This window comes from Novosphingobium cyanobacteriorum, from assembly GCF_029436685.1.
GTDB classification, from domain to species: Bacteria; Pseudomonadota; Alphaproteobacteria; order Sphingomonadales; family Sphingomonadaceae; genus Novosphingobium; species Novosphingobium cyanobacteriorum.
Window position 1 is genome coordinate 26085 of sequence record NZ_JAROCY010000014.1, and the last position, 17600, is coordinate 43684.

The 17600-nt window shown below is 64.6% G+C and carries 16 protein-coding genes and 1 tRNA gene; 10 read left to right on the plus strand and 7 right to left on the minus strand.

Going from position 1 to position 17600, the window contains the following annotated elements; translation table 11 throughout:
* Entirely contained in the window at positions 1-249 is a 249-nt protein-coding gene (locus POM99_RS14685) for a hypothetical protein (protein WP_277279133.1), read from the plus strand.
* Positions 250-255: 6 nt separating this feature from the next.
* On the opposite strand, the gene POM99_RS14690 is transcribed toward POM99_RS14685, so the two are convergent.
* Together POM99_RS14690 and POM99_RS14695 are read right to left on the minus strand one after the other, a co-directional pair.
* A complete protein-coding gene (locus tag POM99_RS14690; protein ID WP_277279134.1) occupies positions 256-861 on the minus strand; it encodes a hypothetical protein in 606 nt (201 codons plus the stop codon).
* A gap of 62 nt (positions 862-923) precedes the next feature.
* Positions 924-1922 (minus strand): sterol desaturase family protein, encoded by a 999-nt coding sequence (locus POM99_RS14695; RefSeq protein WP_277279137.1) that lies wholly within the window; start codon positions 1920-1922, stop codon positions 924-926.
* Positions 1923-2367: 445 nt separating this feature from the next.
* On the opposite strand from POM99_RS14695, the gene POM99_RS14700 reads away from it, so the two are divergent.
* Genes POM99_RS14700 through POM99_RS14710 form a run of 3 tightly spaced genes read left to right on the plus strand, consistent with a single transcriptional unit; the run spans position 2368 to position 6726 of the window.
* Positions 2368-4575, plus strand: a complete 2208-nt coding sequence (locus tag POM99_RS14700; protein WP_277279139.1) for a TonB-dependent receptor — start codon at positions 2368-2370, stop codon at positions 4573-4575.
* A gap of 2 nt (positions 4576-4577) precedes the next feature.
* A complete protein-coding gene (locus POM99_RS14705) occupies positions 4578-5795 on the plus strand; it encodes a cytochrome P450 (protein ID WP_277279141.1) in 1218 nt (405 codons plus the stop codon).
* A 13-nt stretch (positions 5796-5808) separates the two neighbouring features.
* Positions 5809-6726 (plus strand): helix-turn-helix domain-containing protein, encoded by a 918-nt coding sequence (locus tag POM99_RS14710; RefSeq protein WP_277279143.1) that lies wholly within the window; start codon positions 5809-5811, stop codon positions 6724-6726.
* 846 nt (positions 6727-7572) lie between these two features.
* On the opposite strand, the gene POM99_RS14715 is transcribed toward POM99_RS14710, so the two are convergent.
* A tRNA-Ser gene (locus POM99_RS14715) sits at positions 7573-7665 on the minus strand.
* 240 nt (positions 7666-7905) lie between these two features.
* Between POM99_RS14715 and POM99_RS14720 the strand changes: the two genes are divergently transcribed.
* Together POM99_RS14720 and POM99_RS14725 are read left to right on the plus strand one after the other, a co-directional pair.
* Positions 7906-8745 carry a DUF1134 domain-containing protein gene (locus POM99_RS14720; RefSeq protein WP_277279145.1) on the plus strand — a complete coding sequence of 280 codons (840 nt, stop codon included), beginning with the start codon at positions 7906-7908 and terminating at the stop codon, positions 8743-8745.
* A gap of 102 nt (positions 8746-8847) precedes the next feature.
* A complete protein-coding gene (locus tag POM99_RS14725; protein ID WP_277279147.1) occupies positions 8848-10020 on the plus strand; it encodes an amino acid aminotransferase in 1173 nt (390 codons plus the stop codon).
* A gap of 40 nt (positions 10021-10060) precedes the next feature.
* Here POM99_RS14725 and POM99_RS14730 read toward each other — a convergent pair whose 3' ends face one another.
* Together POM99_RS14730 and folE are read right to left on the minus strand one after the other, a co-directional pair.
* Complete coding sequence (locus tag POM99_RS14730; RefSeq protein ID WP_277279149.1) at positions 10061-11026, minus strand: NAD(P)/FAD-dependent oxidoreductase; 966 nt, start codon at positions 11024-11026, stop codon at positions 10061-10063.
* A gap of 53 nt (positions 11027-11079) precedes the next feature.
* Positions 11080-11703, minus strand: a complete 624-nt coding sequence (folE, locus tag POM99_RS14735; protein ID WP_277279151.1) for a GTP cyclohydrolase I FolE — start codon at positions 11701-11703, stop codon at positions 11080-11082.
* 152 nt (positions 11704-11855) lie between these two features.
* On the opposite strand from folE, the gene POM99_RS14740 reads away from it, so the two are divergent.
* A complete protein-coding gene (locus POM99_RS14740) occupies positions 11856-12437 on the plus strand; it encodes a LuxR C-terminal-related transcriptional regulator (RefSeq protein ID WP_277279152.1) in 582 nt (193 codons plus the stop codon).
* A 191-nt stretch (positions 12438-12628) separates the two neighbouring features.
* Entirely contained in the window at positions 12629-12937 is a 309-nt protein-coding gene (locus POM99_RS14745; protein ID WP_277279154.1) for an ArsR/SmtB family transcription factor, read from the plus strand.
* Between the two features lie 41 nt (positions 12938-12978).
* Here the strand turns inward: POM99_RS14745 and POM99_RS14750 are convergent, their stop codons facing one another.
* Both POM99_RS14750 and POM99_RS14755 read right to left on the minus strand, forming a co-directional pair.
* The gene (locus POM99_RS14750; protein ID WP_277279156.1) at positions 12979-14601 is read right to left on the minus strand and encodes an FAD-binding oxidoreductase; all 1623 of its coding nucleotides are present in this window, start codon (positions 14599-14601) and stop codon (positions 12979-12981) included.
* Entirely contained in the window at positions 14598-14927 is a 330-nt protein-coding gene (locus tag POM99_RS14755) for a c-type cytochrome (protein ID WP_277279158.1), read from the minus strand. The genes POM99_RS14750 and POM99_RS14755 overlap by 4 nt, the downstream gene beginning before the upstream one ends.
* 192 nt (positions 14928-15119) lie before the next feature.
* On the opposite strand from POM99_RS14755, the gene POM99_RS14760 reads away from it, so the two are divergent.
* Both POM99_RS14760 and POM99_RS14765 read left to right on the plus strand, forming a co-directional pair.
* Positions 15120-15515: a hypothetical protein gene (locus tag POM99_RS14760; RefSeq protein ID WP_277279160.1), complete on the plus strand. Its 396-nt coding sequence runs from the start codon at positions 15120-15122 to the stop codon at positions 15513-15515.
* 66 nt (positions 15516-15581) lie between these two features.
* Positions 15582-17600, plus strand: coding sequence for a TonB-dependent receptor (locus POM99_RS14765; protein WP_277279162.1), 2019 nt, complete (start codon positions 15582-15584; stop codon positions 17598-17600).

A 17600-nucleotide genomic window follows, 5' to 3' on the forward strand; every position in this document is an offset into this window, starting at 1 on the left:
ATGGAATCCTATTTCGCCAGCGGCCATGCGGCAGACGTCATCCTCGCCGCGCTCGCGCTCGAAGCGGCCTGGCTGATCGCGCGCGGCTGGCGCGCCGGGGTGGTCCTGCCCATGCTGGCCCCAGCTGCCTTGATCGCTCTGGGCCTGCGCGGCGCGCTCACCGGGGCGCCCTGGCCATGGATCGCCCTGCCGCTGGCGCTGTCCTTCCCGCTCCATCTGGCGGACCTGCGCCTGCGAGCCCGGGTGTGATAGCGGTTATTCCGCTGCCAGCGCCTTCCTGAATAGCCGCCGCACCAGCCTATCCTCCAGAATGCGCCCCACCACATAGAGCACCGCGAAAATCCCTGCGAAGACATAGCTTGGCGTGGGGGAGGGCTTGCGCCCGCGCCGACCGCCGCCTTCGCCGTCCTTGGGCTTTTCCGGCGCCGGCGCACCCAGGAACTTGTCCACCGGGTTCATCGGCGGCAACGCGTCCGGCTTTTCCGCCTTCTTCGCCTGCGCTGCCGCATCCTTGGGCTTCTCGCCCGCGCCGCTCCAGATAGTCAGCTGCGCAAACGCTAGGAACAGCAGCGGCGCCAGCAGGCAGAACAGCAGCGTCTTGCTCTTCAGGCGATAGCGCAGCAGCAACCCCTGCTGCCCCTGCTCGATTCGCAGCGTACCCGCATCGAACACCGCCATCGGGTCCTGCGATGCGGGGTCGGTCTTGCTGAACTCCAGCACGTCGTCGCCGCGCATGTGGCTGGTGCCCATCTGGTGGAACAGCGGCTCCAGCCGCGCCAGCGCCTCCCCCCCGCTCTGGCCCTCGGGCACGGGCAGCGCACCGCGCACATGCCAGATCCAGTCGATAAAGCGCAGGTTCACACGGGGTCCTCGGGAAAGGCGCGGGCTAGGGCTGAAAGCGGCAGAGCGCAGGGTCGATCCGCTCACTCCGCCGGTACTGCGCTCACGGGCTCGGCCGCCACGGGCCGCCCCAGCTTCTCCCGCATCGCCTTCCACGCCTCGGTGAAGGGGAAGGTCATCTGCTCGCGGATCGACATGCGCCGCCCGCCTTCCATCCCCAGCAACTCCGCCTCCCCATCCACGCAGGTGCCGAACATGCGGTCGATGAAGATGAACGTGCCCGAATAGTTGCTGCGCGTCGCCTCATAGTCCTGCGAATGGTGCAGGCTGTGATGCTCGGTGGTGTTGAACAGGAAGCGCCACAGGCGCGGCGTGTTGAAGCGCACGTTGATGTGCTGGTAGATGCCGATGGTCAGGCCGAACACCCCGGCCAGCAGGAACGCGCGCGGCAGGAAGTCGAAGAACCCGCCCACGCCCAGCCCGATCAGGAACAGCTCCACCGGGTTGCCCACCGCGCCCTTGTTGATGTTCAGCTGCGTGATGTAGTGGTGCGGCGCGTGCGTCAGCCACAGCGGGTACCAGTTGTGCATCCCGCGGTGCATCCAGTACTGCACGAAATCGAACATGAACGCGATCAGGAACGCCTGCACCAGCAGCGGCAGCGTGGTGAACCAGGCCAGCTTTTCCCAGTGGAAATGGTCGAGGATCAGCTTCGCCACCGCATCGCTGCCGATGTAGCTGTCCACCAGTCGCAGGATCGTATAGCCAAGCCCCACGAAGAACAGGTCGGTGGTGAATTCCTTCCACGTCAGCCGCCAGCTGGCGAAGCGCGGGTTCACCCATTCCAGCCCCAGCAGCAACGCCTTGAAGCCGATGCCGATGCCGATCGCGGTGGAAGGCTTGGCGATGGAATTGGGCGCGTAATACCAGAACGCCAGCAGCGCGAAGAGCGCAAACGGCTGGAACCAGGTGAATACGAAGCGGCGGATCGGCCCGCCTTCCACGCGGGAGACATTCTCCCATCCGATCGTCACCGGCGCATCCGCACCGATCACCCGCTTTCCGACCCGAACTCCTTGCATGCTGACCCCGCAAAACTTCGCAAAGAGTAGCCTGCCCTGTTTCGTCCCGCAGTCAGATACGCCAACCGGCGTATGCCGCTCGCGAAAGGTACGAAACTCAAAGGAAGAAGCGCCAGTCAACGGGATGGCCACGGAGGTGGAAACGGCGCGAATCGAAGCATTTGTGTTCAGGTTCTGGAAGACTGGATCTTGTTGAAGAGCCGGTCGTGTCGCTCCTTACCAATCGGTCCAAGAATTGCTCATTGCAGTTTTCCGCGAGAATCCGCCTCCCATTTCCCATCCGACTGACCTCACATGCCCACAGGAAATTCGCAGGCCATACCCGTATGCAGCGCAAGAAATGTCAAATTGCGGTACAATCCGCTCTAAAGCCCTTAGGCATTTAGACGCCTAATTCTTCCCGGACGTGAGCCAGAAGAGCTCGAGTCGTTTTAGGGAGAGAGGCATGGCTGGATTGGGTTTCGTGCGCGCGGCGCTGGGACTGATTGCCGCATCCACATCATCGGCGGCCTTGGCACAGGCCGAGGCGCCAATGGCCGATGAAGGGATCGTGGTGACGGCTCAGCGGCGTGAGCAGTCGTTGCTTGACGTGCCATTGGCCGTGACTGCGCTGGGTGGCGATGCGCTGAGCGAGCGCGGGATCACCAATTCGGCGCAGCTGGGCGAGGCGGTGCCGAACCTCCAGATCAACAGTCCTTATGGCAACACCCAGCCCAACTTCACCTTGCGCGGCATTGGTGTAGCCAACGAGTACAATTCCAACCAGGCCTCGCCAGTCGGCGTTTATCTCGATGACGTCTATCTCGCACCGCGCACCAGCCACGGGATGGGCCTGTTCGATCTCGACCGCGTAGAGGTGCTGCGCGGGCCGCAGGGTACACTGTTCGGTCGCAACACCACTGGTGGCGCGATCAACTTCATCACTAAGCGCCCCGCTCTTTCGGGCAGCGAGGGCTACGTCCATCTCGGCTATGGCAACTTCAACACGTTGACCGCGCAAGGGGCAGTCGAAACCACGCTGGAGGAAGGGGGGGCCGGCATCCGCGCGGCGGTGAATTACGCCAAGGGCGACGGCCAGATCCGCAACACTTTCGCGGGAGGCCGTGATCCCAATTCAACCGATACGCTGCAAGGCCGCCTCTCGCTTCGGCTGAAGCCCAGCGAAACCGTCAATGTCGTGCTGCGGGCCTATGGTGGGCGCGACCGGGGCACGCAGGCTGCAGTGCATGGCCTTGGTGCCTTCCGCACCGGGCTCGGCTTCTTCGAGACCGACGAGAACCGCGTCGGTGACAACAACACCGATGCCTGGGGCTTCAGCGCCAATATCGGGATGGACCTGACGGACCAGCTGACGTTGACCTCGATTACTTCGTACGACGGTGGTTCGCAGAACCTGCAGCAGGCGGCGGACGGCTCGCCTCTCGATATCCTCGACATCACCTGGCAATCGAAGTATCGTCAGTTCAGCCAGGAACTGCGGGCCAACTACGCCGGCAAGGGCGTGACCTTCGTCGGTGGCCTGTTCTATGGCTACGACCGCAACGTGACCGACAACCGCTTCAACCTGCCGCTTCCGCCGGCGGGTGGCTTCTTTCAGCACTACCGGCAGCAACGGCGCTCCTACGCCGTCTTCGGCCAGGCCGACATCGCACTGACAAGCGCGCTGAGCCTGACGCTTGGTGCGCGCTATACCCGCGACACATCAAAGTATGATGATGCCTTCGCCTATCTCTTCGTAGGTGCAGTGGGTGCAGCAGATTTTCCGATCGCCTCCACCGTGCCATGCGCTGGTGTGCCCGGAACCTGCGCTTATGATCCCGCAGCCCGCTATGCGCTGAAGGACAGCAACAACGCGCTGACCGGCCGGGTGGCGCTAAGCTACACCTTCGGCAGCGGGGCGCTGCTTTATGCGAGCTACAACCGCGGTTACCGTGCGGGCGCGGTCAACGGCGGCGGCTACACCTCCTCGAGCGGGATCAGCTACATCAAGCCCGAGCACGTCAATGCATTCGAGCTTGGCCTCAAAGGGCGCACCGCCAACCGCGTGCTGACCTATGCCATCTCGACGTTTTATTACGATTACACCAATCAGCAGTTGCAGGACACGCGACCGGGGCCGGTGTCGTTCCTGGTCAATGCGCCCAAGTCCGAAGTCTACGGGCTGGAAGCAGAAATGACATTGCGTCCTTTCAAGAGGCTCAGGATCAATGCCTCACTCGGCCTCCTGTATTCAAAGTTCAAGGAGCTGACCCTGCAGGGAACCGATCTTACCGGGAACCGCCTGCCATTCGCGCCAGAGTTCACCGGGCAGTTCGGCGCTGAGTGGGATGTAGTCGGAGTGGCCAGCGGTCGAGTAACATTTTCGCCGAACGTGGTCTATGCCAGCAACCAGTTCTTCTCGCCGTTCAATGCGGTTAATGTGGCCGGTTCGGCGCAGGTCAACGCGGAACTCGCCCAAGGGGCCAACGCTAAGGTCAATGGCGCACTAAGCTGGAGCAACGACGCAATCACCATCCGCGCGTTCGCCAACAATCTGTTCAACCGCAAGACCTATGGCTACGGGCTCGACCTGCGCGGGGCCGGCTTCCCCTACAATTTCCTCGTACCGAGTGCACCGCGCACATTCGGGCTTTCCATCCGCGCGGGCTTCTGAGCATGGGCACCGACCTTGGCGATCCCTCGCTCTATGCGCAGGGCATGCCTTATGACCTGTTCGCGGAACTCAGGCGCAAAGGGCCCGTTCATTGGAACCCGCCTGCGCAAGACCGCGGCGGGTTCTGGGCAGTGCTCGGTTTCGAAGAGATCCTTGCGGTTTCCAAACAGTCCGACGTGTTTTCCTCGGCGCGCGAGAACGGGGGCCATCGCATCTTTGACGAGAACGAAGCGGGGCTAGCCGGTTCAGGCGACAGCGGCATCGGCGTACCGTTCATCTCGCGCGATCCGCCGATCCATACGCAGTATCGCAAGTTCGTCGTGCCCGCACTCTCACCGGGGCGGCTGGCAGGGATCGAGACGCGAATCGCGGCGCGGGTGGAAGCCCTTCTCGCCGAAGTCCCGTTGAATGAGGCCGTCGATATCTTGCCCCGTTTCAGCGTTCCGCTGCCGCTCCTAACACTTGCCGAACTACTCGGCGTTCCGGGTGACATGTGGTGCGATCTGCACCGCTGGACGGATGCTTTCATTGGCGAAGACGATCCCGATTTCCGCCAGTCGCCCGAAGAGATGCAGCAAGTGGTGGGCGAATTCTTTGGCTTCTGCCAAGCGCTGTTCGAAAGCCGCCGGGCTGAACCCACCCGTGACTTGGCATCGCTTCTCGCCAACAGCGAGATCGGCGGTCAACCAGTGCCGTTCCCCGATTTCGTCGGCAATCTCGTGCTCGCGCTGGTCGGCGGCAATGAGACGACGCGCAACACGCTGAACCATTCGATGATCGCCTTCGCGCGTGATCCGGCACAGTGGCAGATGATCCGAGACAACCCGGACCTGCTGCCCAACGCCGTCAAGGAAATGGTCCGCCACGCCAGCGCTGTGATCCACATGCGTCGCACCGCGATGCTCGATATCGAACTGGGCGGGCAGGCTATCCGCAAGGGTGACCGGGTGGTGATGTTCTACCCCGCCGGGAACCGAGACGCCGCCGTCTTCGCCGATCCCGGCCGGTTCGATGTGACGCGGCAGGTTCGCCAGCATGTCGCGTTCGGGGCGGGTGTGCATGTCTGCGTCGGCTCTCGGCTGGCGGAAATGCAGCTTAGGGTGGCATTTGGTGAACTGGTGCGGCATGTTTCACGCTTCGAGATTGTTGGCTGTCCACAACGCGTGCGATCTGCCTTCATCAACGGGTTCAAGAAGCTCGAGGTGCGCCTTGTTGCCTGACGAGGAAAGAGCGATGCTGAAACAGCCCGCACGCGACAAGGACGCGTCCGCACCTGTCCAGAGGGTGTGGGACAACAAGGCGATCATCTGCGACGTGCTCGGTCGGCCGCCTGAAATGGAGCTGGGCTCGTTCGGCGATGGCTGGTCGCTGTGCCGCTGGCGGCAGTTCGTGGGGAGCTATGCCCTGCCGCCGGTGCCCGATCCGATCTTCATCGTGCACATTGCTGGCAAACCCCGGGTAAAGACCTGGGAACGCGGCAGTTGGACCGAGACGCATTCGATCCCTGGCTGCGCCACGATCGTGCCTGCCGGAATGCCCACCGGCTGGCTTGTCGATGGCGAGCTCGATGTCGTCACGCTGAGCGTTTCGTCGGAGGTGCTCAAGGCCGCCTCGCAAAGCGACCAGTTCAGCAAAATGCGCTTTGCCTTCACCGATCCGCTGGGCGTGGCGCTGACGCGGCAGATCCTGGCGGAACTTTATGCTCCCCATGCCGATGAGCGCGAGGCCTATGTCTCAGCCATGGTCGGTGCGCTCAAGGCGCATATCCTGTCGGGCGTCCCGGCGCAGGGGAAGCCGCTGGACATTCCGACCTCGGACTTCTCGGCTTATAGGCTGCACAAGGTGATGAACGCTATCCTAGATCATCCCGAGCTTGAACACAGCCTCGAGCAAATGGCAGCGACCGCCGGCGTAACTCCGTCGCACTTCTGTCGTGTGTTCAAGAAGGCGACCGGAATTTCGCCGCACCAGTATTTGATAAAGGCCCGGCTCGACCGCGCTCAGCATTTGCTTGTGCAGACCGACATGAGCCTGGCGGCGCTTTCGGAATCGCTCGGCTTCACCAGCCAGAGCCATTTCAGCCGTGCCTTCCGCGCCTATGCCGGACGCACACCCAGCGACTTCCGTCAGCACGAACAGACCATTCAGTAGCAACCCCGCCTGACCCGATGCATCGCCGTCGTTGCCTGCACCTTTCACCACGAATTCAGTACCGCGATGCAAGAGGTGAATGCGTGGAGGGGCGGTCTGTGGGCGACAGAGTAGTGTCTTGGCCTTTAAATCTCCGGCACGACCTTCGATGCGATAAGGGAATACCAGGCAATTGTCGTCGGAGCGTGCCGCTGAGCCGGCGTTGTCGAATACATGATCGGAAGGGCGGCGGAGCACCAATGGGTCTTCGCAATGCGTGAATACCTTGAACGCGTTCTGCGAAAAAATCGGTGGCGGCGCTACACGTGAAAGCCATAGCGCGGCCCGTCCGCTAGCAAAGTCCGGTCAAACCCATGCGTAGTTTATGGCCCACCAAATCTGTTGTCAGATTTGGCCAAGGCCTGATTTTCAGCTTCTTCATAGCGAAGCTGTCAGTCCGGATCCCGGAACGAAGTTTTGTGGATATGAAATGGATCGCGCAGCAGAAAATCAGACAAAACTATTGTCCAAATCATTCTCGATCACGATAGGGCGGCATAATTGCACGTCTTTAGCGCAAGCTAATGAAGGCGCGACTCGCTCGCCGACTGACAAATGAATCTGGGTGGGAAGATGTCACCTTTGGAGAGCCACGGAATTGCGGGCTCTTCGCTTGCCGTTGTTCGTTTACGATGTGTATCGGACTGCAGCCACACCAGTCGGGAATGTCGCCTGATCTGGCCTGCCCGATCCGCAATCTCACTCCGACGGCATGTGAGGTTATGCGCCTGGCGGCTGCACTGTCTTGGGGCGGTTATGGGACCCGGTGGCCAGCCTGTGCCTGCATCAAAGATGGCCAAGGCACGCTGGCGGAGACGGAGGGATTCGAACCCTCGGTACCGGATTTACCAGTACGACGGTTTAGCAAACCGTTGGTTTCAGCCACTCACCCACGTCTCCGGATCGCAGCGGCGAGGCGGCGCTATAGCGGGGGAGGCGGGGGGCGGCAAGCGGGTTTGCGGATTTTCCTGCATGGCACGTCCTGGGTGCGTCCGGGCGGCGGAAATGCGCGGTTTGGCGCAATTTCGATTCGGCTCATCGCGGGTTCATTGTCGCGGGCCATGGTCGGGTGGTCTGGTGCAATGTCGGCTGGTGTGCGCTTCGTGGGCGTCTGGCCATGGGATGGGAATCGAAGCTATCATGAAGTCTCTCCGCCGCATCGCGTTGGTTCTCGCGGGCCATGCCCTTGTGCTTGGGGGCGCTTTCGGGCCGTTTGGCGCGCAGGCTGCCCTGGCGCAGGTGCAGACCATCGATCCCAACTCGGCGATCGATGCCGATCTCAACCGGGGTGGCGTGCCCGCAACCACAGGGTCGGCGCAGCCCCGCTCGGTCATGGACGGTCCGGTACAAGGGGCGGCGCAGGCGACGCCGGTCGGTCCCGAGGCGGAGCAGTTGCCGCCCGTGTCCTCATCTCCTGCCGCTCCTGCTTCCGGGCCTGGCGCGGGCGCGGCCATGGTTCCGCCGCCGGCAAGCTCTGCCACCGGCGCCACCGCGGGGCAGACCTACAAGGAAGACGACCTGATCGGGGCAGCCGAGGGCGTATTCGGCAAAGGTTCGCGAGGGCTTGCGCTGATGATCCGCGATATCCTTAAAAAGCAGGGCGAGCCCAATGCCTATATCACCGGGCGCGAAGGCGGCGGCGCGGTGGTGGTCGGCCTGCGCTATGGTTCGGGCACGCTGCACCACAAGGTGGAGGGCGACCTGCCGGTCTACTGGACCGGGCCCTCGCTTGGCTTCGATTTCGGCGCGAACGCCTCGAACACCTTCGTGCTCGTCTACAACCTCTATGATACGCAGGACCTCTACCAGCGCTTCGGCGCGGGCGAGGGGCAGGCCTATCTCGTTGGCGGCTTCAACGTATCGTACCTGCGGCGCGGCGATGTGGTGCTGATCCCGGTGCGCATGGGCGCGGGACTGCGGCTGGGACTGAACGCGGGCTACATGAAATTCAGTCACACACAGAAGTGGATGCCGTTCTGATCACGGGGGCGGGCTGCGGCCTCATGGCCTAAAACCTCTTGCCCCGACGGGCGTCGGGGGGCATGGGGGCGCCGCCCGTTTTCACCGTTCCAGAGGCTTCCGATGTTCGAAAACCTTGCCGCCCAGCCTGCCGATGCCCTGCTTGGCCTGATCAAGCTGTACAACGCGGATCCGCGCGGCGACAAGATCGACCTCGGTGTCGGCGTCTATCGCACCGCCACTGGTGCCACCCCTGTGTTCGGCGCGATCAAGGCCGCCGAGGCCAAGCTGCTCGAAACGCAGGATTCCAAGGCCTATCTCGGCCCTGATGGCGACATGGGCTTCGTCAACGCACTGATTCCCTATGTCTTCGGCAAGGACTTCGACCGGTCACGTGTGGATGGCATGCAGGCCCCAGGTGGCACCGGCGCCGTGCGCCTGGCGATCGAAGTGGCCAAGCGCGCGGGCGCAAAGCGCATCTGGATGGGCACTCCTTCATGGCCCAACCATGCGCAGATCGTGTCGGCTGTGGGGCTCGAACTCAAGACCTTCAGCCATATGACCGCCGATGGCTTTGCCGATCTCGATGCGCTGAAGGCGGCGCTGGCCAAGGCCGAGCCGGGCGATGCCGTGCTGCTCCACGGTTGCTGCCACAACCCCACCGGGGTGGACTTCACCGAAGCGCAGTGGGACGAAATCGCCCCGCTGCTCGTCGAAAAGCAGGTCCTGCCGCTGATCGACCTCGCCTATCAGGGCCTTGGCGCCGGCATGGAGGCCGATGCCTATGGCCTGCGCAAGGTGCTCTCGCTCGCGCCCGAAGTGCTGGTGGCCTATTCCTGTGACAAGAACTTCGGTCTCTACCGCGACCGCGTCGGAGCGTTCTACGCGGTGACATCCGATGCGGCGGCACTGGCCAACGCCATGGGCAACGGCGCGACGATTGCGCGCGCCAGCTGGTCGATGCCGCCCGATCACGGCGCGGCGGCGGTGCGGCTGGTGCTGGAGGACGAAGGCCTCACCGCGCAATGGCTGGCCGAGCTCGACGACATGCGCGGCCGCATGCGCCAGGTGCGCGATCGTCTGGCTGCGGCGCAGCAGGTTGGCCCCATCGCCATGGCCCCTTTGGGCGTGCAGAATGGCCTCTTCTCGATGCTGCCTCTGACGGGCGAGCAGATCCTCGCGCTGCGCAACGATCACGGCATCTACATGGCCGGCTCGGGCCGCATCAACATTGCCGGGCTGACCAGCAGCAATATCGAGAAGTTCATCGACGCCCTGCAGGCCGTCACGGGCTGATCCAACAGGCGGGGTGGCAATGCCCCGCCGTTCGCTCCTGTTATTCCGCCGCTGCCGCCGTGGCAGGTTGTTGCGGATTCAGCATCTGTGCCGCCAGCGCCCGGCCTGACAGCCACGCGCATTCCACGCGCGGGCCCAGCAGCCAGTCCCCGCAAGCGCCGATCCCGGAAGTGGCGTTCCACAGCGCGCCGATGCCGGTCCCGGCGGAAAGGGCATACCGCCAGCGGTGCACGGATTGCGCCACCGGCTCTGGCTCCGTGCCCGTCCGGGTCGCGCGCGCCAGCGCTTCCAGCAGCAGCACGCCCACTTCTTCCATCCCGCGCTCAAGGTGTGCGGCCGACCAGTTCGGCGTCGCCTGCACCACCCAGCTCTCCGGCCCGCAGCGCCCCGGCTTGGCACTGTTGCGCGCGGCCCAGGCGATTGCGCCGGTATCGCGCAACACGTCGGGGGCATTCAGCGGCTCGGCAAAGGCGAACATCGCGGTCCAGCACGGCTGTGACCGGGCATAGAGCGCCGCCTGCGACAGCGTGAAATCGTGCAGCGTCAGCAGCGGCGCAGTCTGTTCTGCGGGCAACGCCAGTACCACGGCATCGAACGCAGCGGCGCGGAAATCCTGCCCCACCACGTGCCAGCCATCGCCATCGCGCAACAGCCCTTTCACCAGTCGGGCAAAGCGCACGTCGTGCCGCCCGGCAAGATCGCGCAGCAGCGTGTTCATTGCCGGCACGCCCACCCATGCGTCGGGCCGCGCTTGTGGCCAGGGCGCGGCCATGCCTGCCGCTTCCCAACGCTCCACTTGTGCAATGAAGCCGGGATCGCGCGCGGTGAAGTACTGCGCGCCGAAATCAAACGAAGCCTCACCCAGCGGCGTCTCCAGCCGCCGCGTCGCCATGCGCCCACCGGGCCCACGCCCTTTGTCGAACACCGTCACCGAAGCGCCAGCTTCGGTCAGGGCTCCTGCACAGGCCAGACCGGCCATGCCCGCCCCCACGATCGCAACTTTCATCGAATCTGTCCGACCAATCCGATCCCGCGTTCCGCCCAGCGCACCATCGGCGCTCAGCCCCGGCCCATCAGCGCCAGCACTTCCTTGCGGCTGCTCGCGTCATCAAGGAAACAGCCAAGCATGCGGCTGGTGACCATGCCCACGCCGGGGGTACGTACGCCGCGCCCGGTCATGCAGCCGTGCTGCGCCTCGATCACCACGGCCACGCCCTGCGGCTGCAGGTTGTCCCAGATGCACTGCGCCACCTCGCTGGTCAGGCGCTCTTGGATCTGCAGGCGGCGGGCATAGCCCTGCAGCACGCGGGCCAGCTTTGAAATGCCCACCACCCGGTTGCGCGGCAGGTAGGCGATCGACGCCGTTCCAGTGATCGGCGCGAGATGGTGTTCGCAGTGCGACTGGAACGGAATGTCCTTCAGCAATACCACTTCGTCATAGCCGGCCACTTCGCTGAAGGTACGTGCCAGGTGCAGGCCCGGGTCTTCGGCATATCCCGCGCAATACTCCTTCCAGGCCCGGGCAAAACGCTTGGGCGTATCGCTCAGCCCCTCACGCTCCGGATCGTCGCCGGCCCAGGTCAACAGCGTGCGAATCGCATCTTCCACGTGGCCCGGCACCACCACCTTGCCATTCTCGTCCAAGGTTTCGTCGTGGTGGAAATCGTGGCTGACAACGTTCATCCGAGCATTCCTTTCGCATCTTGCACTCGCCCGGATGCAAAGGGGGCTAGGCAGGAAATCATGGTGCGCTAAGGATCGGCGCATGGACCCGCCAAGGCCACATGGCCTCAAGGGCAATTGCGCTTTGGTCCGTGAAGGGGTTGGGGAGAAGCATGGCGATAGGCGCAATGATCGAGAACAGCCTGGTGGCGGCGGTAATCAGCAACCCGCGTCTGCCCGACAACCCGATCGTGGCATGCAACGCCGCGTTCGAGGCGCTGACCGGCTATGGCAAGGACGAGATTATCGGCCGCAACTGCCGATTCCTGCGCGGGGAAGGCACCGAACCCGAATTGACCCAGCAACTGCGCGCCGGCATCGCCGCGCGCCTGCCGGTGATGGTGGAGATCCTCAATTATCGCAAGGATGGCACGCCCTTCCGCAACGCGGTAATGATCGCGCCGATCTTCGATGGCGAAGGGGAACTGGAGTATTTCCTCGGCTCTCAGGTCGAAATCGCCGACGCCACCGTCAACATGCGCAATGCCGATGCGAAGGAAAAGGTGGAGGCCTTGCCCAAGCGCCAGCGCGAAATCCTTGAATGCATCGCGGCGGGCAAGCTCAACAAGCAGATCGCCTGGGAACTCGGCCTGTCGGAACGCACGGTGAAGCTGCACCGCGCCGCCGTACTCAAGGCGCTGGGCGTGCGCACCAGCGCCGACGCCATCCGCATGGCGATCGAAGCCGGCCTCTGACCCGCCAGGTTGCCTGCCCTCATGGACAGGTTGAGTACACCGGGCGGAGCAGGCAGGGCAGTATCACATCGCCGGCTGCCCTCCAGCCACGCGAGAAACTTCCGCGCGGGCCTTCCAACCCTTCGATCCATTCCATGGAAGGCCCGCGTTTTCTTGCAGGGTCAAATGGCAATCGCTAAATCGCCCCCACGATGAAGCCTACCGATCTCACCCTGCTCAAATCCAAATCCGCCGGCATGGCCGCCCGCCTCAAGCTGATGAGCCACCCCGAACGGCTGCTGATGCTCTGCCGCATGGACGAAGGCGAAGTGCCGGTTAACGCGCTGGTGGACCTCACCGGCCTGTCGCAGTCCGCCGTATCCCAGCACCTCGCCCTGCTGCGTGAAGAAGGCATCGTCGCCACCCGTGCCGAAGCCCAGACCCGCTGGTATTCGCTGCAGGACGACACCGTCCGCGCCATCATCCATGCCCTGTGCGAAATCTGCGCCGCTCAGGACTGAAGGCCAAGGATTGTCCCTGTTTTTCGCCTCGCACCCAAATCTCAGACTATTCCTGATTTTCCAGGAGCAAGAATGCCGTTCGGGTCGATCGCGTGCTTCAGCGTGCGGTTGAAGTCCCGGTTCACCTCGCCATACTGCTGCGCCACCAGGTCCATTGAATTGACACCGGTGCGGTAGCTGGCCCAGCCCTGCGCGCCGAAGCGGGTGACCAGTTCGCGATAGCAGGCATCGGCCGCCGCGTGCTGAGCCGGGTCAGACTTGTCGAACAGCAGGGCAATGATGTGATGCAGGTCGCGCCAGCCGATGGCATAAGCGGCGGTGTAGTCAAATCCATGCTTTTCCAGGATTTCCCTGGCCAGCGCAGTCTGCCGTTCCGCCTCTGCCCCGCGTGCAGCGGCCACCGGCGCAAACCACGCAAGGCCGCCGCCAGAGCCGCGCCAGCGCAGCAGGCCGATTTCGTCGAGGTTCAGCCCGCCCTGCATCAGCGTCTGGTGATGGTGGAACCACGGGTTGCCCTCCATCTCGGCGGCAGTCATCACCTCGCCGCCGCTGGCGGTGAGCTGCGCGCGGATGATCGGCTCGATCGCGGCGACGGTCTGCTCGGTGCCGTAGAGCGCGAAATAGGTGTTCCACATGCCGAGGCCGTTGGCCTTGGCCGCCTTCTTCAGCGAGGCTTCATCGAGCGGCGCGCCATCGGGCACGATCTCGTTGCGCCGCTTGAACATGGCGAGCTGGTAGGACGCGCTCATCATCAGGTTGCAGTTGGCGACCAGGCTGGACACGCGCAGCGGGCGCATCGCCTCGATGATTTTCGGCGTGTCGCCCATTTCCGGGTGGCGCACCATGAAGGGCTTGTAGACCGGGGGCCTGGGCATCAGCCACAGGCCCATCTTGGTGACGATGCCATAGTTCGACTGCGTGAACAGGCCATCGACATAGGGGCCATAGCCCCACTTGAACGCCTGCCACGCGGTGCTGCCCTTGATGCTGCCCATGCCGGTGCGCATCAGGCGGCCATCGGGCAGGCACACTTCCATGCCGCACTGGAACATGAAGTGTTCGCCATAGGGGGTGTAGCCCACCCCGCGATCCAGCGTGTTGCCGACGGGGCTGGCGATGGGGCCGACGGTGGGCACGTCGATCCACAGCGGGATGTTGTTGTCCTCGAGGTAGTCCTTGAGCTGCTGGTAGGTAACGCCGGGTTCGAGCAGGCAGGTGCCGAGATCGGCGTCGACCTCGAGGATGCGGTTCATGCGCTTGAGATCGAGCACCACCTGGCCGGGGGTGGCGGGCGCGGTCATGCCGTAGCCCATGTTCTTGCCGGTGGAGACGGTCCACAGCGGCTGCTTGAAGGTGTTGGCGATGCGGACGATCTCCTGCACCTGCTCCACGTTTTCAGGGCAGACGGCGCCGACCGGCTTGTAGTGGCCCGATGGATCGGGGATGTAGGTCTTGGTCCAGGGGGCGACAGCCTCCTCGTCGCCGAACACCCATTCCGCGCCGACGACGGAGCGGAACGCCTTCATCGCGCCGGCAAAGTCGGCCTTGCTGCGGCCGGGGGCAAGGGGGGCAGGGTTCTTCGCGCTGGCCCCGGTGCCTAGACCCATCGCAGCAGTGGCGGCAAGCCCGGTGCCGAGCAGGCCGCGGCGATCGATCGTGGTCATTGTCCGTGCTCCCCGGTGCGGGCATCCGCCCTCGAAATCCAGTCCGCCAGCGCGGCCAGCTCCGCGTCGCTGATCTCGCTGGGGCGGAAGGCGGGCATGCCGTTCTGGCCGTGGCGGGCGACATAGCGGATCGCTTCGGCGGGCAGGTGGCGGCCCAGGATCACCGGGCCCACGTTGCGGCCGTGGCAGTATCCGCAGACCTTGGCATAGACCTGTTCGGGCGCGCGGGGTGGCTGCACCTCGCCCAGCTTTTGCGCAGCGAGCGCCGGCATCGCCAGCACCGCGGCGGCGGCAAGCCCGCCGGCAAGGACCGCTCTCGTTCCCATCATTCCTCTCCCGGCCCGTTCGGCTCTTGACACGCAACCTATCGCGGGTGGTGGCGGGGGGCGATGGGGTGCGGGGGCAGAATGTTTCACCCGATGGAACCGGATCATACAAACTGTCAGGTTTGGGGTTCGTAGCGCATTCATGCGGGAGTGGGGTGACAGTGCCGGTCGGCGCGGGTAAGCGGCGCGGCGATGGGGACCCTGCGCCATATCCTGATGCGCCACTGCGCGCTGGCGTCGCTGCTGATCGCGGCGGCGCTGGTGATGAAGGCGCTGGTGCCAGCAGGCTTCATGCCCGATGTGTCCGCGCGCAGCTTCACCGTGCTGGTCTGCGCCGACGCCACCGGAGACAGCCATGCGCGAGAGGTGACCGTGCCGGGCAAGCCTGCCAAGCCGGGCGTGCAGGCGCACGAATCCTGCACCTTTGGCGCGCTGGGCCATGCCGCCATGGGCGGAGCCGATCCGCTGCTGCTGGCGCTCGCCATCGGCTTCATCCTGGCGATGGGCGTGCGCGCCGCGCCGGTTCTGCATCTGAAGCGCCGCCGCCACGCCCAGCCCCCAGCCTGCGGGCCACCCCTGCTTTCCTGAACCCACACTCCACCGCTTGCGGCCATGTCGCGGGCGCGATTGCGTTCGTTTCAGGAATTTTAGACGATGAAGACCATCCGCTTTGCGCCGGTTGCGGCGCTGCTTGCCATGTCCACACCCGCCCTGGCCAACGAGCCCGCCCCGGCTGACACCAGCTTCCGCGTTGGCGAGATCGTCGTCACCGCGCGCAGCATGGCGGGTTCCGCCAGAGACGTGCTCACTTCGGTGGACATCATGGGCGCCGACGTCGCCCAGCGCGCAAGCGTGAACTATGCGTGGGAGCTGATCGGGCGCATGCCCGGCGTGCTGGTGACAAACTTCAACCAGGGCACCACCAGCGGCAAGGTGTCGCTGCGCGGCTTCAACGGAGAGAGTGAGGTCAACGCAGTGAAGCTGCTGATCGACGGTGTGCCCGCCAACAGCAACGACGGCAACATGCCGTTCCTCGACATGGTCTTCCCGCTGGAGATCGCCGGGATTGAAGTGGTGCGCGGCACCTCCGATCCGCGATACGGCCTCAACGCCATCGGCGGCAGCGTGAACATCGCCACCCGCACCGGCGGCACCTACGTGGATGCGCGCGCCTCGGCCGGCAGCTTCGGCACCTACGAAGGCCAGTTAACCGCCGGGCTGGAACGCGGCGCGCTGAGCCAGAACTATTCCATCGCCTATCGCCAGGCCGATGGCTACCGCCGCCATGGCGCGGTGGACCGCACCAGCCTTGCCGGCAAATGGACGCTGACCGTCTCCCCCGCGCTCCGCGTGGGCGCCAGCGCGCGATACTACAAGGGCAACGCGCAGGAGCCCGGCTACCTCACCTTTGCCGATTCCCGTGCCGATCCGCGCATGACCAATGCCTATAACGCCAGCGACGGCGACGTGCGCGAGATGCAGCAGTACGCGCTTCACGTGGATGGCGAGATCGGCGCCCATCTCGGCCTGACCGCCCGCGTCTATGCCAACCGGCTGGAGGACGACCGCTTCGTCAAGTTCTCCGCCGGCGCCTCGCAGCAGCGCCGCGTCACGCATGAAACGCAGTATGGCGTCATGGCTGCGCTGCACGCCCACGGCACGCTGGCTGGCATGGCGGTGATGGGCGAGCTGGGCGGCGACATGCAGTGGCAGGACAACCGCTCGCTGCGCTATCTCACTGCCAACCGCACCGTTACCAGCCAGACCCGCGACCAGGCCTTCACGCTGAATGTCGGCGGCGTCTATGCCCAGGCGGTGTTGCAGCCGGCAGCGTGGCTGAAGATCACCCCCGCCTGGCGCATCGACCGCGTCGGCGGCCACTTCCGCAACCGGCTGTCGGGCACCGCCGCTCCGATCAACGACTATGGCACGATCAGCCAGCCCAAGCTGAGCGTGGCGGTGACGCCGATCGGCCGCGTGACGCTTTACGGCAACTGGGGCCGCACCTTCCAGATCGGCCTTGGCTCGGGCGCCTACTTGATCCCGCCGCGCACCACCGACCTTGCGCCTTCGATCAACACCGGCTGGGAGGTGGGAATCAAGTTCGTTCCGATGGCGGGCAGCGAACTGCGCGTGGCGCTTTGGCGGCAGACCGCAACTTGCGAGATCAAGCGCAAGCTGAACGATCCACTGGGGGACAGCGAGAATGTCGGCTCCACCCGCCGCCGCGGCGTGGACGTGCAGGCAAGCGCGCGCCCGATCACCGGCCTGTCGGTGTGGGGTGCGCTGTCCTGGCAGGATGCGGTGGTGATCCGGCCCGATCCGGCGACACCGCAATTCGCCGGCAACCAGATTGACCACGTGCCGCATTGGCTGTGGTCTGCCGGGATCGACGCCACCATGCTGCCGCGCCTGCGCCTGTCGGCATGGGCCAACGGCCAATCGTCCTATTGGCTAACCGCCGCCAACAGCGCCGCGCAGGGCAAGTTCGGGCGCAGCGCGGTGTTCAATGCCGAGGCCGCATTTGTCATTACGCCCCGTGTCGAACTGGCGCTGACAGGGCGCAACCTGACCGATCAGTACTACGAATACGCCTGGTGGGACGGCGCGCAGACACTGCATAGCCCGGCGGAAGGGCGTGGCGTGACCGGCTCGGTCCGCCTGCGGTTCTGA

What these genes read in the sequence shown, in the direction of transcription:
- POM99_RS14685 (WP_277279133.1), top strand. Translation starts at nt 1, where the DNA reads ATGGAATCCTATTTCGCCAGCGGCCATGCGGCAGACGTCATCCTCGCC.
- POM99_RS14695 (WP_277279137.1), bottom strand. Translation starts at nt 1,922, where the DNA reads ATGCAAGGAGTTCGGGTCGGAAAGCGGGTGATCGGTGCGGATGCGCCG.
- POM99_RS14700 (WP_277279139.1), top strand. Translation starts at nt 2,368, where the DNA reads ATGGCTGGATTGGGTTTCGTGCGCGCGGCGCTGGGACTGATTGCCGCA.
- POM99_RS14705 (WP_277279141.1), top strand. Translation starts at nt 4,578, where the DNA reads ATGGGCACCGACCTTGGCGATCCCTCGCTCTATGCGCAGGGCATGCCT.
- POM99_RS14710 (WP_277279143.1), top strand. Translation starts at nt 5,809, where the DNA reads ATGCTGAAACAGCCCGCACGCGACAAGGACGCGTCCGCACCTGTCCAG.
- POM99_RS14720 (WP_277279145.1), top strand. Translation starts at nt 7,906, where the DNA reads ATGAAGTCTCTCCGCCGCATCGCGTTGGTTCTCGCGGGCCATGCCCTT.
- POM99_RS14725 (WP_277279147.1), top strand. Translation starts at nt 8,848, where the DNA reads ATGTTCGAAAACCTTGCCGCCCAGCCTGCCGATGCCCTGCTTGGCCTG.
- POM99_RS14730 (WP_277279149.1), bottom strand. Translation starts at nt 11,026, where the DNA reads ATGAAAGTTGCGATCGTGGGGGCGGGCATGGCCGGTCTGGCCTGTGCA.
- folE (WP_277279151.1), bottom strand. Translation starts at nt 11,703, where the DNA reads ATGAACGTTGTCAGCCACGATTTCCACCACGACGAAACCTTGGACGAG.
- POM99_RS14740 (WP_277279152.1), top strand. Translation starts at nt 11,856, where the DNA reads ATGGCGATAGGCGCAATGATCGAGAACAGCCTGGTGGCGGCGGTAATC.
- POM99_RS14745 (WP_277279154.1), top strand. Translation starts at nt 12,629, where the DNA reads ATGAAGCCTACCGATCTCACCCTGCTCAAATCCAAATCCGCCGGCATG.
- POM99_RS14750 (WP_277279156.1), bottom strand. Translation starts at nt 14,601, where the DNA reads ATGACCACGATCGATCGCCGCGGCCTGCTCGGCACCGGGCTTGCCGCC.
- POM99_RS14755 (WP_277279158.1), bottom strand. Translation starts at nt 14,927, where the DNA reads ATGGGAACGAGAGCGGTCCTTGCCGGCGGGCTTGCCGCCGCCGCGGTG.
- POM99_RS14760 (WP_277279160.1), top strand. Translation starts at nt 15,120, where the DNA reads ATGGGGACCCTGCGCCATATCCTGATGCGCCACTGCGCGCTGGCGTCG.
- POM99_RS14765 (WP_277279162.1), top strand. Translation starts at nt 15,582, where the DNA reads ATGAAGACCATCCGCTTTGCGCCGGTTGCGGCGCTGCTTGCCATGTCC.